Below are 15,107 nucleotides of genomic sequence, written 5' to 3'. Positions count from 1 at the left end.
CGCTCGGGAGAGGGCGTCTTTTACATGTCGGAACGAGCGGAGCGTTCGCTTCAAGACGTAGCATATTGTATAATTAGTGATGAATCTCACAAAGCAATCGGATTGTGAATAGAGAAAGGATGAATGCAGTGAAACGACTGCAAGCCCTTGCGTTCGCCGAGCGAGGTCACATCATTGGACTGGTATTGTCTGCGGTCATGATTGGACTATCGATTTTGGCGCAAGCGTATTTAATCGTCGACATTGTCGACCGAATCTTTTTAAAAGATGAATCATTTGAAGCCGTCATTCCGGCGTTACTTTGGCTCGTCGTCGCCCTATTGGCACGAGCACTTTTTGGATACGTCTCCGGGCGAATCGGGGCGAGTTTATCGGAAAAAGCGAAACGGGCGTTACGTCTGCAATTGCTAGATCGCTATGCCACGAGCCCGGTCGAGTCCTCTTTGACGGGACAATCTGGGAAGAAGGTCAGTGTGTTCATGGATGCTGTTGACGAGGTTGACGCCTACTTCAGTCAATATTGGCCACAAGTGATTCAAACCTCGATTATCCCGCTTCTGATTTTGGTTGTCGTCTTCAGCCAACATTGGATTTCAGGTGTCATCATGATGGTGACGGCACCGTTTATCCCTTTGTTCTTTATTATCATTGGGATTGCGACACAGAAAAAATCTGAGGAACAGATGGAGAAGATGAATCAATTTTCCGGAAAGTTTTTGGATGTCTTACAGGGTTTGACGACACTTAAACTCTACAACCGGACCGAACAGGAAGCGAAAGCGATTGAGAAGAGCAGTCTCGACTTTCGGGATGCGACGATGGTCGTCTTAAAGACGGCATTCTTATCTGGCCTTATGCTGGAATTCATTTCGATGCTCAGTACCGGTGTCGTGGCACTGGAAGTCGCGCTACAGATGGTCGTTTGGGAGAACTTGACGTTCTTCTCTGGCTTCTTGATTCTTGTGTTGGCGCCAGAGTATTACTTGGCCATCAAAGACCTGGGCAGCGCCTTTCATACGGGACGTGGCAGTATGGGCGCAGCAGACCGGATCTTTGACGTATTAGACGCTCCGGATGATCGCATTCAGTGGGGGACGAAGTCGCTTGGTTCACGGAAGCCGGATCTTGAGCTTGAAGAGGTATCGTTTGAGTACGCTGGTGGACGCTTTTCCCTTCAGCCATTGAGTGGTCGCATCTCGTCGGGCACCCACCTCGCGTTAGTTGGTGCGAGCGGTTCCGGGAAGACGACTGTCCTCAACGTGATTTCAGGACTTTTGCAGGTGAAATCAGGTCGTGTTCTCGTAGATGGTGAACCTTTGCATACGTATGACGAATCTACCTGGTATGGAAATATTGCATATATCTCTCAAAATCCGTATCTGTTCGCCGGGACACTCGCCGAAAACATTGCCTTAGGTGAGGTGGCTGACGAACATGCGTTACTCGAAGCAACCGAGGCAGCTGGACTATCCGAGGTGATTGACCAGTTGCCGAACGGGATCTGGACAGAACTCGGAGAAGGTGGATTTGGACTATCCGGTGGGGAACGGCAGCGCCTTGCACTCGCACGTGCTTTCTTTAAGCGACCTGGTATTTTATTGTTTGATGAACCGACGACCGGTCTCGATTTGAAAACAGAGCGGATTGTCAGACGCTCGATTGAAGAGCTGTCAAAAGGTGCAACGTTAATCACGGTTGCGCATCGTCTGCATACAATCAAAGAGGCAGACACGATTTGGTTCATGGATGATGGGAAGCGAATCGCAGAAGGGACGCATGAAGTGTTACTCGCTGTCCCAGAGTATGCGGAGTTGTTTGCACTTCAGAAAGGGGTGAGCCGATGAACTCGCTTTGGACGATTACAAAATGGATGATGCGCGAAAAGAAAGACATCCTCCTCTCCATCTTCTTTGGATATGCAGCAGGGATTGCGGCGGTCGCCCTCTTCGCGGCAAGTGGCTATCTCGTATCACGCGCCGGGCTCGTCCCGCCCCTGTATGCGTTGATGGTACCCGTCGTCTTGATTAAACTGTTCGGTGTCATCCGGGCAGGAAGCCGTTATCGGGAACGTCTCGCATCGCACCGAGCAACGTTTACGATTTTGAGTGAGTTGCGCGTCCGGTTCTATCGTCAGTTAGAGCCGCTCGTTCCGTCCATCTTTGCGAAATATCGGAGTGGGGATTTGCTCGCACGCGTCGTTGGGGACGTCGAGAGTCTTCAAAACTACTTTCTTCGCGTGTTTTATCCGCCAATCATTCTCGTACTCGTCTTTTTGAGCACCATCTTCTTTGTTACCTTTTACTCGTTTGCGGTCAGTCTATGGATCTTGTTTGGTGTACTCATCACGGGGTTCTTGATCCCGCTCGGCTTTGCACGAATCCGCGCCCGTCACGATGAGACGATTCGTGGATTGCGCGGAGATGTGTCGATTCAATTGACAGAGATGTTGTTCGGATACCGGGATTTAAAACTTCATCACCAACTCGATCGCACGAAACAAGCTGTCTATTCGTACAGTGAACGTTACATGGAGGCGGAGCGGAAAGACACAACGAATCAATTCTTTAATTCTGCGCTCGTCGTTGCCGCTTCCTTACTCGTCTCATGGGGCGTCTTGGCCATCGGTGCGTATCAGGTGGTAAATGGAGACCTGAACGGGTTGTTCTTGGCAATGCTGATCATGATGTCGCTCACAGCGTTTGAGAATACGACGCCGATGGCCGTGTTCCCCGGTCACTTTGCAGACAGTAAGCAAGCAGCAGATCGTTTGTTTGAAGTGACGGAGCCGAGTGAAACGATTGAGGAGCGTGAGGCGAAACGTCATGATGTGACGTTTACGGCCGCACCGTCTATTTCATTTGATCATATTCGCTATCGCTATCCAGACACGTATCGAGATGTGATAGATGAGGTAACGTTACACATACCGAGCGGTTCGAAGACGGTAATCGTCGGACCGAGCGGGTCAGGGAAGTCGACGTTACTTCAACTGGTAATGGCTTTCGTTCGGACGGAAGACGGCACGATTCGATTGGATGATTACAATATGAACGATGTCAAACAAACATCTATTTGGCAACATGCAAGTGTTGTCTTGCAAGACAATCATTTCTTTTACGGAACCGTACGGGAAAACCTGGCGTTAGCCGGTGACTTCACAGATGAAGCGATGAACGTAGCACTTGAGCGCGTCCGTTTGTCATTCTCGCTAGACGAACCGGTCCTGGAGAAAGGGGCAAACTTGTCAGGTGGAGAACGTCAGCGCCTCGCCATCGCACGGGCACTTCTTAAAAACGGACTTCTTTGGTTGCTTGATGAACCGACATCGGCACTCGATGCAGGAACAGAGGCCCATGTCTTTTCTGAATTGCTACAGCAAGCCGGAGGGGGCACACTCATTCTTGTCAGTCACCGTTTGACGGGTCTCGAAACGTTTGATCAGATTATCGTCATGGAAGCTGGACGGATCGTCGAGGTCGGTTCTTATGAGGAATTGATGACGAAACGTGGCATGTTCTATGAATTGAAACAAATCGAACAAGAAGTGTTCGCATCATGAAAAAGACGAGCAGCCCCGTCGGTGGGCTGCTCGTCTTGTTTATGGCAAATATGGGTGCAACAAATGGGGGTTGTCGCAATGCTTTCAAAAAGAGTGTCGTGGAGGGGAATCCACGTGACGTGATATGTTTGGGGAACGTGCACGCCAAGCTTTTGGGAAGCTACAACTAGAGTATAGTTGATAACGATTCTCATTGTCAATAAGAATAATAAAAAAATCCATACGTGCGAACACGCATGGATTGGGTCATGAATTAATTCGAGGCTACGCCTTTTTGAACCGTGAATCGAATCAAACTGAACAAGTATCTCGTGAAGAAGAGAGCGAACGCATAGAATAGCGCAATGAACGGTGACTGAAGATCAATCCCCGGGATGTTCATCAAGAACTCTAGAACGAGAATAGAGAGTAAGAATACGTAGAGAGCGGCATCTAAATAAAGTGGCATAAGACGACCGCGTTGATGCCAAAACGTGCGGATGAGTGGTGCCACGGTCATCCCGATAATCCGTTCCGCAAAGCCGATACTGAGAACGGCGATGATGAATGCTGGGATCGTGTTAAAGGTCACCAAATCCGAGAATACGAAACCTGAAATCAATAAGAGAGGACCGATGATAATCATCATCGAAAGTGAGGTCCGGAAGAAAATCCACATGTTTTTCTGAATCGAACGAATCCCACCGATTGCCGATTGTTGAAGTGTCTTTCCACGTCTATAATCAATCGCGAACGAGCCGATAAACATAATTCCAAATAAAGATAACAAAACTGACATGAACGATGTTTCCCCTTTTCTGAATAAATCATGATGTATCGATCTGAATCAAAGTCTAGCCTAGTTTAACGATTCATTTCGAGAAAGTAAAGCGAGAAAACGCGCTCAAGTGTGAGGAGTTTGACACATTAAGAGGCGAGGATGAAACGATTCCGACCGGACTCTTTTGCGTGATATAACGCTTCATCTGCATGTTTTAACACACTGTCGATTTCAATATCATTCGAATGGCAAGCTCCAAGCGAAACAGTGATGTGGAGCGTACCGGCACTCGTCTCGAACGGGAACGTTGAAACCTTTTCTCGAATAGATTCAGCAAGCTGCGATACTTCTTCTCGATTAGCATGGGGCATGACGATTAAAAATTCTTCGCCGCCGAAGCGACCGACTAAATGGCGCTCATTGCTCTCATTCACGAGGAGCATGCCGAGCTCGCGCAAAACATCATCTCCGACGTCGTGACCGTATGTGTCATTCACCCGTTTGAAATGATCGATGTCGACCAAAATCAATGCGTATTCTTCTGCCTCGACCGTCAAGTTGGCCATGGCTTCGTTCAAGAGACGCCGATTGGCAATCCCGGTGAGCGCATCTGTCCGCGCCAGTTGCTGTTGATGTTGGACGTTCTCGAAGTGACGGCGTAGTTCGAGCAGTAATCGATAGGCGGCGCACGCTCCCCCGTAAGACATTAACGTATAGACGATTAAGACGGGATAGAACAAATTTAGTGGAAGCGCGGTATAAATCGCTGCCCCAAAAATGGCAATACTGATTGTAGTGAATACGAGCAAAGTGGGCCGAGTATTATCCATGCGTTTCCGTAAAAGACCTGTTAAGACAATTAACGTAACTATTGTGGCGATGGCTAGATAGAGACCGAGCATGGTACCGTCTGTAAAGAACAGAACTAGGGAACGACCGATTAATAATATGATACCTGCGACAGCACCACTCACCCATCCCCCGAATAGAACGGCAAGCAAAACGGGAATATTACGTAAGTCGATGAGTATCCCCTCGAGCGGTAAGGCATTTACTAAAAGGAGGATGGCAATCAATCCGGTCTGTACCCCAAGTAAAATCCTTCCTTTGAGAGGAGACTGTGGCGTCAGACGAGGGCGGTTTCGAAACGGTAAAAAGGAAATCGTGAAGAGCGTGAACAAGATACACAGGTTGATAAAGAACGCATTTATGATTGTGAGCATCGGAGCTCCCCCTTATCCCGTATGGAAATATTTAGTTACAGTATATAGCATCTAGTTGGAAACAAACAGGAATAACCTGCTTGCGGAAAGAAACTCTCTTGAATGATTATTCAAGCAAATCGTTTTGGAATCCTTTTGGATTTGTTCAGGTTCTCCTCATCTTTTAGAACTTTCGTTATGGAAAATCGAAAGTTTGGTATGATAAGAGAAAAGGAGGACTGTCCGTGCGTTACTGGGATCATTTTAAACGAGCGTTTATTCCGATTGCGCTCATTTTGATTGGATTAGCGATCTTTTATACTTTATCGGCTCGAGATAATATGGTGTTGACGCTATTAGGGGCTGCGATTGTTGGAGTCATCTTATTTTTGGTGATGCGTCATGTGAATCAGGTGGAAGAGGACTAAAGCGAGAACACATTTTGTGGTTCTCGTTTTTTGTTGTCTTGCCACATTTTTGGGTACACTACAAAGTAAGGAGGGATTTATCATGGCAAAAGCTACATTTGCGGGAGGCTGTTTCTGGTGCATGGTCAAACCGTTTCATAAATATGAGGGAGTGGAGCGTGTCATTTCTGGATATACAGGAGGACATGTCGACAACCCGACGTATCAACAAGTCTGTTCGGAGACGACAGGACATTTAGAGGCGGTTGAAATCACATTTGATCCAGAAGTCATTTCGTATGAGGAGTTGTTACGCATCTATTGGCGTCAAATCGATCCAACAGATGGCGGAGGGCAGTTCAATGACCGCGGTGAATCCTATCGTCCAGCCATCTTCTATCATTCAGAAGAGCAACGGGCTGCAGCAGAGCGTTCGAAACAGGAAGTGGAAGATTCGGGTCGGTTCGATCGCTCGATTGAAGTCGATATCCGTCCTGCGAAAACGTTCTGGGAAGCGGAAGACTATCATCAAGACTACTATAAAAAAAATCCGTTCCGTTATGAGATGTACCGTGTCGGTTCAGGGCGCGCGAAGTTCATCAAAGAGGCGTGGAGTGATCGCAAACAACAACAAGCACTTCGTGAACGCTTGACACCGATGCAGTATAAAGTGACTCAAGAAAACGGGACAGAGCCACCGTTCCAAAATGAATATTGGGATGAAGAGCGGGAGGGGTTGTACGTCGATATCGTCGACGGGACACCACTCTTCACATCTCACGATAAGTTTCAGTCGAATTGCGGATGGCCGAGCTTCTCACGCCCAATCGAGGAGAAGCGAGTCGATTTGAACATGGACACGACGCACCACATGGTACGGACAGAAGTCCGTTCAAAACAAGGGGACAGTCACCTTGGTCACGTGTTTGATGACGGTCCGAAAGAGCTTGGCGGCTTACGCTATTGCATTAACTCGGCCGCTCTCCGATTCGTTCCTGTAGAAGAGCTTGAAGAGGCCGGGTACGGGGAATATAAACACTTATTCAACAAGTGAAGGGGAGAGCCGTATGTTCACAGCCGTCAAACAACAAATTCGATGCGAGACGATCGGGACCGTCCTTGATTTTTACGACCAGTCGATTCGACAGCTTTCGGAAGAGGCGAGACAAGAAAAATATGCGAAGATGAGTTCGAGCCCGTTCTCGTTCTTTCGGGGTAGCTCACACTTGTTCTACTACGACTTTGCGAAAGTGCCAATCGCGTTTGACACAGGTCCCGATCATCCGACGTTCATTCAAGGAGACTTACACTTTGAAAATTTCGGTGTGTTCGAAGACGGGGCCGGTACCATCATCTATGACGTGAACGACTTTGATGAGGCGTATATCGGTTCATACCTGTTTGATTTGTTGCGGATGGCGGTCTCTGTCGATTTATTCGCCGCCGAGTCCGGGTTCGATGGCAAAGCAGCCATTCAAGCGTTTGCTGAGTCCTATGCCAAAGCCATTGAAAAACATGCGCTTGGACGAAGTGAGCATATTCAATTCACGAAAGAGAACACGTGTAAAGCGGTCAAAAAAGTTATTAAAAAAGCGGAGAAGAAGAAAGATGAATTCATGTCCGAACGGACGGAGGTAAGAGACGAGGAACGTTATTTTTCAACGAGTGACGACTTGCTTCCCATCTCCTCGGAAGTACGGGAGAAAATTGAAGCGGCATGGGGCGATTATCTGTCTTCTTTGTCAAATCAACACCGACATCATGCCGATCACTATGAAATCAAAGATATCGCCATCAAACTTCAAAGCGGAACGGCTTCTATCGGATTAGAACGCTACTATATTTTGATTGAAGGTGCCGATGAAGAGCATGATGAAGATGTCATTTTAGAGATGAAACAAGCACAATCTGCCGTCCCGTCTCTCTTTCTTCCGACACATCCGCTGTTTGAAAACGGATTGTCGCATCAAGGCGCTCGTGTCGTCGCTGCGCAACGGGCAATGGTCCACAGTCGTGACCCGTATCTCGGCTATTTGACGATTGACGACAAAGAATATTATGTGAGGCAACGTTCTCCGTATAAGCGAAAAGTGAAAGCGAAACATATGAAAGATGAGACGTCGCTCATTGAGACGTTGAAGGTGCAAGCGCAAATCACGGCGAAGATTCATGCACGGGCCGATGCGACCTCCAATGTGCTCGATTATACGGCAAGCGAACGAATCGCGGCGGCAATCGGTGACTCTCCGTCCCTGTTTATTCGACAGTTATCGAGATGGGCTGATTTTTATGCAAATCAAGTTCGTTTTGATTATGACGCCTTTTTAAACTGGGTCGAGTCAAGGAATCGTTAAGGAACTTGCGAATTGAGGATGAAATCCTGCACAATGGAAGCGTAAAGGATGTGTACGGACTATGATTACAGAACAACAAGTCATCGCCCAAATGCGTCAGGTGATGACACAGATTGAGTCGTCAACCGGCGAAGCGCAAAAGCGTCATTTGGCAAAGTTAATGGGTTTTTGTGAACTCTTGTTAGCGGAGACGTCTGAAGCAAAAAGCGTTGGGGCATCACAGTCCCCGACCGTGACAAGTGAAACGAAACCTCCGCTTGATCGTCAGATGGCCGCTTTTCTCGGGATTCCCATGGAAGAAGACGAACAACCTAAATCCGATTCATTGCTCGATTTTTGAACCACATGTGATGCACATGTGGTTTTTTTGTGGATTCATTTTCATTGACTTAAATACCATAGGGGGTATAATGGGTACAAGAAACGAAATGCAAATGGAGGCGTGAATATGTTGGACTTTCTTTTTGTGGCAGTCGTCATTGGACTTGTGTATTTCTGGTGGAGTCGTCGAAACAATATAAAAACAGTCTCGACGGATGATTTAAAACGAAGAATCGCAGAAGAACGGAACATTCAATTGTTGGACGTACGTGAGCCGCATGAATACCGTGGGGGACATATCAAGCAAGCGAAAAATGTACCTTTATCCGGATTCGGTAATGCTCAAGCGAAATATCCGAAAGAAAAAGAGCGTCCAGTCTATGTTATCTGTCAGAGCGGGATGCGTAGCCAACGCGCGGCAGCGATGCTGAAGAGTGCCGGATATACCGACGTTTATTCTGTAAAGGGTGGAATGAACTTCTGGCGTGGATAATAGATGCGACTGGACGAATCGGTTCAGTCGTTTTTTGTCACCACGTTTTCTCTTTTGCATTTTCGGGGATTCTGCTACGGTAGGGAGAGAGTGAAAGAGAGGAGATCAATCCAATGGCAGTAATTTTATTTGATATCGATGGCACGTTAGTAGATACGACCGGACCGATGACGAAGGCGATTCATGAGGCACTCGAGGAGCTTCCTCATCTTCCGAAACCGAGTGAAGAGGCGGTCCGTTCAGGATACGGCTTGGCAGGTAACGCGTTTTGGGAGCATGTCATCCCAGAAGCGACGCTTGAGGAGATTCGTCTCATTCGCAGACTCCGTCATACGACGCTTGAGCAAACGATGGAAGGACAAAATGTCTTATTTGACGGAATTCGTGAGATGTTGGAGACACTTCACGAGCAAGGTCATACGCTGACGACAGCGAGTAACTGCGGTGTTCATTATATGAATTTGATTTTAGATACGCAACAGATTCGTCCATATATGACGGCACCCGAATGTTTAGAATCTGTTGGGGGCGAGAAGAAGGCAGACATTCTGACAGCGCACCGTGTCCGGCACGGAGAGGCGGACTATATTATGGTCGGTGATCGTAAATCGGATGTCGAGGCGGCTCGCGCTCATGACTTCCCCGTCGTCTTGACAGGATTCGGGTTCGGTAATGAAGAAGAGTGGGCACTTGCAGATCACGTGATTCAATCTCCACACGATTTAGTCGAGTGGGTCAACCGATAAGAAAAGGCTTGTCGCATATCAATGTCGACAAGCCTTTTTGTATACCTATACTCACAATCCGAGAGAGATGTATTTTACTTCTAAAAATTCCTCAATACCGTGATGACCGCCTTCACGACCGAGTCCGCTCTCTTTCCAACCACCGAAAGGCGCTTGCGGCGTTGACGGAAGTCCGTCATTCACACCGACAATCCCATACTCTAACGATTCAGCTAAATAGACCGCTTCATTGATGTCTTGCGTGAACAAGTAAGCGGCTAAGCCGAACGGCGTGTTGTTCGCCCGTTTGATGACTTCATCGAGCGAATCGAACGTTGCAATCGGTGCGACGGGTCCGAACGTTTCTTCGTTCATGCAGAGCATGTCTTCATTCGCATAACGGATGACAGCAGGACGGATGAATAAGCCGTCTAGCACCTCGCCACCGTATACTTCACCGCCACGAATCTGCGCGTCCTCGATATGCTTTTCGACTTTGCTGAGCGCATCGTCATCGATGAGCGGACCGATGTCGACACCTTCCTCTAGTCCGTTCCCGACTTTCAACGCTTCGACCTCTTTAATGAAACGCTCCGAGAATTCATCGACGACGGCGCGTTCGACATAAATTCGGTTCGCACAGACACACGTCTGTCCACCGTTTCGGAATTTCGTGGCGACCGCTTGCGGAACAGCCTTATCTAAATCCGCTTTAGCTGTGACGATGAGCGGGGCGTGCCCACCCAGTTCAAGCGAAATCTTTTTCATCGTGTCCGCAGCATCACGCATGAGCATTTTCCCGACTTCCGTGGATCCTGTGAACGTCAACTTTCGGACACGTTTATCTTGTTGCCACGCTTTGACGATATCTGACGCTTGTCCTGTGACAAGGTTGATGACCCCTTTTGGGAATCCGGCCTTCTCCGCTAATTTCACCAATTCGATGGCGGTCAACGGGGTCGCCGATGCTGGTTTCATGACGACCGTACAGCCCGCAGCGAGCGCTGGAGCAACTTTCCGTGTGATCATGGCAGCCGGGAAGTTCCAAGGTGTGATGGCTGCGATGACGCCGACCGGTTGTTTGATGGCAAAGATTCGTTTTTGGTTCGATGAAGCAGGAATCGTCTCACCGTATACACGACGCCCTTCTGCCGCATACCAGTCGATGAATCCATTTGCATAGTTGATTTCGCCGATCGCTTCTTTGAGCGGTTTTCCTTGTTCCTCGACCATCGTTCGGGCAAGCTCTTCCGTATGTTCTGCAATCAAACGATGCCATTCAGTAAGTAGCTCCCCTCGTTCTTCTGCTGTTTTTTGTTGCCATTCTTCTAACGCCTCATGCGCAGCGTCGACGGCTTGTGTCGCTTCTTGTGTATCACTTTTTGTCACGACGGCCATCACATTGCCTGTGGCTGGATTTCGTACCTCGATCGTTTGTCCCGTTTCTGTCCATTCCCCATTAATGAAGTTTTTCTCTTCTCGCATCTTGATTTCCCCTTTCCAAAAAGTGCACAGTTAATTAGAGGATACCCGTTTTTCTGAAACGCACACAAATTTACAAAAAAAAGAGGGGATACTATGTGGATCATCGTCATTGGCTATTTAGTCGGAAGTCTGCTCGGGGGCAGACTGTATGGGGTGCTAAGTGGACATGATTTAGCGACAACTGGTTCGAAGAATACCGGTGCACGCAATGCGCATCGCATCGGTGGAGTAAAGGCGTTTCTAATCGTCTATGGATTCGACGTGCTCAAGACGATTCTCGTCCTACAGATGAGCGGACCATATTTTTGGCAGACGGCGTTCGCGCTCACGCTCGGGCATATTTATCCATTTTGGCGAATCCGTGCGGGAGGGAAGGGATATGCCGTTTTTTCTGGAATCATATGGGCATATGAGCCGTGGTGGTTTATTGGGGGTCTTGTTATCTTGTTACTCTTAATCAAATTAACGGGGAACTCTCGCGAGACGGGATTAGTCATGCTTACGTTATTACCGTTGGCAGCTTTCGGAAGTCTCGAAGATGTCATCTGGGCCATACTCATCGCTATCGTGATTACGTATCATCATGTGAAGGAGGAAAGAACATGATTGTGTATCGAAAAGCCGAAATATCAGATTTTGAAGCGATACATCGGTTAAATTACGAAACATTCGTTGAAGAGATTCCACAACATCCACCAAATCCGGAAAGGCGACTTGTCGACCGATTTCACGAAGAAAATACATATTGGATTGGAGAAGTGGATGGGGAAGTGGTCGCCATGTGTGCGTTACGTGGCAAACGGCCGTTTTCGTTGGAACAAAAAGGAGTACGCATTCCTGATGGGAATTGGCTTGAGATTCGCCTCCTCGCTGTGACTAAACCTTATCGACGCAATCGGACGTTCGCTGGATTGATGCGCGCGGTCATCGACGATGCGACAGAGCGTGATGTCGATGGTATTGTCATCAGTGGAACGACACGTGAACAAGTGCTCTATCATCGATTCGGGTTTGTGCCGTTCGCGGATCCGATTGGTCCTGACGAAGCGAGATATATTCCGATGATGTTGACGCGTTCGGCTTTTTATGAATCCAAATCAGCATCGATCCTACGTCCAAAAAGTTTACTAGCAGGACCCGTTGAATGTTCGGACCGTGTAAGAGAACGACTCTCGATGCAGCCGCGCCCACATCGTTCAAACGAAACGGGACGAGTGCTTGAAGCGGTACAACGAAAACTGGCGGAACGAATCGGACTCCCTCATGTCTATACGCTCCTTGGAAGCGGGACCGTCGCTAACGATGCGGTCGCGGCTCGATTGGACGGACACGGCCTCATTTTCAATGCGGGTGAATTTGGAGAACGCTTGATTGACCATGCCCGGCGTGTCGGTCTGTCTTTTGACGTGGTCGCAGTGGACCAAGAGGGACAATGGGATATTTCGCAACTTGAGCGCATTGCACCAGACTGGGTATGGACGGTTCATTGCGAGACATCGTTAGGGATTTTAATCAACCTTGCCCCGCTTCATACATGGCAAGGCGTTGTCGCCATTGATGCGATCAGTGCCGTCGGAACCTTCGTCTATGACTATTCGTTTGCGGACTACGTGACCTTCTCTTCAGGAAAGGCGTTACGGAACGCCCCGGGTCTCGCGTTCGTGGCAATGAAGCATCCAGCGATTGCGACACCACATACAGCGCGCTATTTGGATCTATCCCTCTATCAACCGATTGCCTTCACACAATCGGAACCGCTTCTCTCAGCGATGGCGATCGCGCTGGATGAGTTGAAAGAAGATGAAGTCGTTTCACATTCTGTAAAGATGAATACGTTGCTTAATGCCTTACAAGAGAACGGTTTATCGGTCGATGTGTGTCCCGCCCAATCACCTGGCATCATCACGATTCCAGTTCCGTGCGAGCTATCCTCGGTCGAGCTCGGGCGCCAACTGTCCTATCAAGGCTATCTCGTCCAGTATGAGAGTGACTACTTAAAGCAGGCGAACGTCATTCAAGTATCGACCATGGGTTGGACGACACCTCGCATGATGCGTGACGTCGGTGCTTATATCGCACAATGGATTCAACAAAAAACCGCCACTGCTGAGAGTGACGGTTCGCTTATACTCGAAAGTCTTGGCGTGCCAAATGACGAATCTTTCGTCCGAGGCGTCTCCAATTGAAATAAGCTAAAACGGAGACGACGCCACCTGACCAGAAGAGCCATTCATCCGGTCGAATATAGCCGAGTAGGCCGACGAGCAAACCGAGCAAGATGACGATGGCATTGAACGTCTGACGGTGCAAGAGTTCCTTGGATTCAAGGTTTCGTTGGAACATCGCTTGCTCCGACAGACGTTTTCGTGTCGGTTCTTTTAAGTAATTATCCAGAAGTGGAGGAACGTTTAGCAGTTTCTTCGCGTAGTTGATTCCGGTCTTCACGTAACGATTTTGAAGCGTTGTCCCGTCTTCCTCGAGCCATTCGATGACAATCGGTTTACCGAGTGTGAACAGATCGATTTTCGGATCGAGGATTTGCAGAATCCCGAGCAAGGTCGAGGCGGCCCGACCGAAGAAGGCAAATTCTGCCGGGAGCTGAATCGGTTCGTTTTTGACAAGCAATTGAATGTCCTGTAACACCTTCTCAATCAATTTCGTATCGACGGTATCGATGTCCGTTTCTAGGTAGAAAGTGACCGCTTTCTCTAGTGCTTGGCGAATGTTTTGTTTGTTTGCCGTCGGTAAGAGGAAGCGCAAGTCTTCTAATCCATCGACGATGCTATCATAGTCGAGCGAGATGAACGCCTGTAAGATATTCCGAATCGTGGCCATGTCTTGCGCCGTTGTCTGTCCGACCATACCGAAATCGAGTAAGATGATGGTGCCATCGGCTCGAATTTGGACGTTTCCGGGGTGTGGATCGGCATGGAACTGCCCACCAAACAATAGCTGTTCGGCAGCGAGTGTGAAGAGTCGTTCAGCTAGGGCGGAACGGTCGATTCCATTTTCTTTTAAAAAGGCGAGGTCGGTGATTCGGCGTGCGTCGACCCAGTCCATCGTCAAGACGCGGTTCGTACAGAGATGTTCGTGATAGTCCGGGATGTAAACGTCTCGGTTATCGGCGTATTTGGCTTTAAAATACAGGGCGTTTTTTAATTCAGTTTGGAAATTTAGTTCATCCCCGATGACAAAAATCATTTGGCGATATAAGCTATCTAAGTCGGTTGATTTAGCGAGGGATGTCCGCTTTAACATCGATGTGACAATCCGCATCGCACGGAAGTCGGTTCGGATGATTTTTTCGATATTCGGACGCTGGATTTTGATGGCGACCCGTTTGCCGTTTTCAAGAAGCGTGGCACCATATACTTCTCCGATGGAAGCCGAGGCGACGGCGTCGATGCCGACGTCTTTGACGACTTGGGTATATGGGACGCCCCATTCTGCCTCTAGAATCGCGCGCGACTTCTCCCAACCAGACGTCGGGACACGGTCGACGAGCTCTGACAGCTCGTTCAAGACGGCGGGTGGTAGCAAGTCTGCACGAATTGATAAGAATTGTCCGAGTTTGATTAACAAGCCCTCGAGTCGTAGCGCGTTACGCTTATACTCACGCGCGAGCTTGAGCATCAGTGCTTCATATTCTTCTGTCGTGGCGACACCTTGTTGTTGTTTGCGTGAAAAGGCGTACAGCCGAATGATGAATCGGGCGAACATGGTGACGATAATCCATATGCGGAACAAAGCGATACGTTTCATTGTAATACCGACATCCTTTACGACAGTCGCACGACTGAC

The 15,107-nt window shown here is 48.5% G+C and carries 14 protein-coding genes; 10 read left to right on the top strand and 4 right to left on the bottom strand.

Annotation, left to right across the window (positions count from 1 at the left end; translation table 11 throughout):
- The first annotated feature begins 119 nt into the window (after nucleotides 1–119).
- Nucleotides 120–1,844, top strand: coding sequence for a thiol reductant ABC exporter subunit CydD (gene cydD / locus ACFO4U_RS09790; protein WP_196431354.1), 1,725 nt, complete (start codon nucleotides 120–122; stop codon nucleotides 1,842–1,844).
- Nucleotides 1,841–3,559 (top strand): thiol reductant ABC exporter subunit CydC, encoded by a 1,719-nt coding sequence (gene cydC / locus ACFO4U_RS09785; RefSeq protein ID WP_214690382.1) that lies wholly within the window; start codon nucleotides 1,841–1,843, stop codon nucleotides 3,557–3,559. Before cydD ends, cydC begins: the two co-directional genes overlap by 4 nt.
- A gap of 253 nt (nucleotides 3,560–3,812) precedes the next feature.
- On the opposite strand, the gene ACFO4U_RS09780 is transcribed toward cydC, so the two are convergent.
- Together ACFO4U_RS09780 and ACFO4U_RS09775 are read right to left on the bottom strand one after the other, a co-directional pair.
- The gene (locus ACFO4U_RS09780) at nucleotides 3,813–4,337 is read right to left on the bottom strand and encodes a hypothetical protein (RefSeq protein ID WP_159563058.1); all 525 of its coding nucleotides are present in this window, start codon (nucleotides 4,335–4,337) and stop codon (nucleotides 3,813–3,815) included.
- Nucleotides 4,338–4,465: 128 nt separating this feature from the next.
- Nucleotides 4,466–5,542 carry a diguanylate cyclase gene (locus ACFO4U_RS09775; protein ID WP_159563057.1) on the bottom strand — a complete coding sequence of 359 codons (1,077 nt, stop codon included), beginning with the start codon at nucleotides 5,540–5,542 and terminating at the stop codon, nucleotides 4,466–4,468.
- Between the two features lie 224 nt (nucleotides 5,543–5,766).
- Here ACFO4U_RS09775 and ACFO4U_RS09770 point away from each other — a divergent pair, with 224 nt between their 5' ends.
- The 6 genes from ACFO4U_RS09770 to ACFO4U_RS09745 all read left to right on the top strand — a co-directional run bounded on the left by ACFO4U_RS09770 (nucleotide 5,767) and on the right by ACFO4U_RS09745 (nucleotide 9,842).
- Nucleotides 5,767–5,949 (top strand): hypothetical protein, encoded by a 183-nt coding sequence (locus tag ACFO4U_RS09770; RefSeq protein WP_031422036.1) that lies wholly within the window; start codon nucleotides 5,767–5,769, stop codon nucleotides 5,947–5,949.
- A gap of 82 nt (nucleotides 5,950–6,031) precedes the next feature.
- The gene (msrA, locus tag ACFO4U_RS09765) at nucleotides 6,032–6,982 is read left to right on the top strand and encodes a peptide-methionine (S)-S-oxide reductase MsrA (protein ID WP_074035519.1); all 951 of its coding nucleotides are present in this window, start codon (nucleotides 6,032–6,034) and stop codon (nucleotides 6,980–6,982) included.
- A gap of 13 nt (nucleotides 6,983–6,995) precedes the next feature.
- Nucleotides 6,996–8,282 (top strand): DUF2252 domain-containing protein, encoded by a 1,287-nt coding sequence (locus ACFO4U_RS09760; RefSeq protein WP_074035520.1) that lies wholly within the window; start codon nucleotides 6,996–6,998, stop codon nucleotides 8,280–8,282.
- Between the two features lie 61 nt (nucleotides 8,283–8,343).
- Nucleotides 8,344–8,622, top strand: coding sequence for a DUF5327 family protein (locus tag ACFO4U_RS09755; protein ID WP_078147766.1), 279 nt, complete (start codon nucleotides 8,344–8,346; stop codon nucleotides 8,620–8,622).
- Between the two features lie 108 nt (nucleotides 8,623–8,730).
- Nucleotides 8,731–9,096, top strand: a complete 366-nt coding sequence (locus tag ACFO4U_RS09750; RefSeq protein WP_215243593.1) for a rhodanese-like domain-containing protein — start codon at nucleotides 8,731–8,733, stop codon at nucleotides 9,094–9,096.
- Nucleotides 9,097–9,209: 113 nt separating this feature from the next.
- Nucleotides 9,210–9,842 (top strand): HAD family hydrolase, encoded by a 633-nt coding sequence (locus tag ACFO4U_RS09745; protein WP_031422042.1) that lies wholly within the window; start codon nucleotides 9,210–9,212, stop codon nucleotides 9,840–9,842.
- A gap of 51 nt (nucleotides 9,843–9,893) precedes the next feature.
- On the opposite strand, the gene ACFO4U_RS09740 is transcribed toward ACFO4U_RS09745, so the two are convergent.
- Nucleotides 9,894–11,306, bottom strand: a complete 1,413-nt coding sequence (locus tag ACFO4U_RS09740; protein ID WP_196431350.1) for an NAD-dependent succinate-semialdehyde dehydrogenase — start codon at nucleotides 11,304–11,306, stop codon at nucleotides 9,894–9,896.
- Between the two features lie 93 nt (nucleotides 11,307–11,399).
- Here ACFO4U_RS09740 and ACFO4U_RS09735 point away from each other — a divergent pair, with 93 nt between their 5' ends.
- Both ACFO4U_RS09735 and ACFO4U_RS09730 read left to right on the top strand, forming a co-directional pair.
- Nucleotides 11,400–11,912: a glycerol-3-phosphate acyltransferase gene (locus tag ACFO4U_RS09735; protein WP_159563054.1), complete on the top strand. Its 513-nt coding sequence runs from the start codon at nucleotides 11,400–11,402 to the stop codon at nucleotides 11,910–11,912.
- A complete protein-coding gene (locus tag ACFO4U_RS09730) occupies nucleotides 11,909–13,492 on the top strand; it encodes a GNAT family N-acetyltransferase (RefSeq protein WP_215243594.1) in 1,584 nt (527 codons plus the stop codon). Before ACFO4U_RS09735 ends, ACFO4U_RS09730 begins: the two co-directional genes overlap by 4 nt.
- On the opposite strand, the gene ACFO4U_RS09725 is transcribed toward ACFO4U_RS09730, so the two are convergent.
- Complete coding sequence (locus tag ACFO4U_RS09725) at nucleotides 13,431–15,068, bottom strand: ABC1 kinase family protein (protein ID WP_159563052.1); 1,638 nt, start codon at nucleotides 15,066–15,068, stop codon at nucleotides 13,431–13,433. The genes ACFO4U_RS09730 and ACFO4U_RS09725 overlap by 62 nt on opposite strands.
- Nucleotides 15,069–15,107 lie beyond the last annotated feature (39 nt).

The sequence above is a fragment of the Exiguobacterium profundum genome (assembly GCF_042652865.1).
Classification (GTDB): Bacteria; Bacillota; Bacilli; order Exiguobacteriales; family Exiguobacteriaceae; genus Exiguobacterium; species Exiguobacterium profundum.
The sequence above is the reverse complement of the archived record's forward strand: the minus strand, read 5'-3'. Positions and strand labels throughout refer to the sequence as shown.